Origin of the sequence: Spirillospora sp. NPDC049652 (assembly GCF_040675125.1) — a bacterium.
Lineage (GTDB): Bacteria > Actinomycetota > Actinomycetes > Streptosporangiales > Streptosporangiaceae > Spirillospora.
On the sequence record NZ_JBFAOF010001379.1, the window covers coordinates 1 to 1,456 of the forward strand.

Here is a 1,456-nt window from a genome sequence, read left to right on the forward strand (position 1 = left end):
GGACGGTGGCGGGCGCGGCGCTCGCCGCGGCCGGACTGGCGGGCTGCTCGGACGGCGAGACGGATCTCGTCAGGAACACGGCGGTGCGGCTGGACGTCGCACCGGAGGGCGGCGGAGACGCCGTGCAGCCGGACGCGGCGATCGAGGTCGCCGCGGACCGGGGGACGGTCGAGAACGTGACCGTCACGCACAAGGGCAATCCGGTGGTGGGCGACCTGAGCGCCGACCGGACGCGCTGGAAATCGCGCTGGACGCTCGATCCGGGCACCGGCTACACCGTGACCGCGACCGCGCTCGGCCGCGACGGCAGGACCCGGACGGTCACCAGCGACTTCACCACCGCCAAGGTGCGCAAGGCGCTGGACGCCTCGCTGGAGGCGCCCTACGACAAGGAGACCGTGGGCGTCGGGATCCCGATCGTCCTGCGGTTCGGGCAGCGGATCGGCGACCGGCAGGCCGTCGAGCGGTCGCTGGAGGTCACCTCCGCGAAGACGGTCGAGGGCGCCTGGCACTGGTTCGACGACCAGACCGTGGTGTTCCGGACCAAGGAGTACTGGCCGGCCCACACCAAGGTGTCGTTCCGCGCGCACCTGAGCGGAGTGCGGGCCGGGAAGGGCATGTGGGGGGCCAAGGACGTGCGGGCCGACTTCCGCATCGGCGACTCGCACATCAGCAAGGCGAGCGCCGTGTCGCACATGATGTCCGTGCGGCGGAACGGCAAGCTCGTCCGGACGATCCCGGTGAGCATGGGCCGCGGCGGGGTGGAGAAGTACACCACCACCAACGGGGTGCACCTCACCATGGAGAAGGACGACCCGGTCATCATGGACTCCGCGACGACCGGCTGCGGGCCCGGCTGCCCCGGGTACTACCGGGAGACGGTCTACGCGGCCGTCCGGATCTCCAACAGCGGCGAGTACGTGCACAGCGCGCCATGGTCGGTCGGCGACCAGGGCAACTCCAACGTCAGCCACGGCTGCGTGAACGCCAGTCCGGAGAACGCGCGCTGGTTCTACAACCTCTCCTACCGCGGCGACCCGGTGCGCATCACCGGGACCTCCCGTGAACTGGAACCGGACAACGGCTGGGGCTACTGGCAGGAACCATGGGCGAAATGGGTCCAGGGCAGCGCGCTGAAACGGGCGCTGACCGTCGGGCCGCAGCGTCGCGCACAGCCGGACGGCCTCGGCCCCGTCGGCGGCGGTGCCGACGACGGTGAAGTCGGGTTGGGTGCCGAGGAGGGCGGCGTATCCGGAGCGGACGATCTCGTGGTCGTCGGCGACGAGGATGCTGGTCATGCGGGCCGTCCCGGGAGGGTCGCCTCGATGAGGAATCCGCCGCCGGGCGCGGGGCCGGTGCGCAGTTCGCCGCCGACGGTCGCGGCGCGTTCGCGCATGCCGAGCAGGCCGTGCGCGTCGGGCCGGACGTCGTCGCGCGGCCCCGGCCCGAGGTCGCG

General features: G+C 72.3%; 1 protein-coding gene. It reads left to right on the plus strand.

From position 1 onward, the window contains the following. On the plus strand, positions 1–1,456 hold a 1,456-nt coding region (locus AB0J52_RS40385), incomplete at both ends, for a L,D-transpeptidase (protein WP_500188489.1).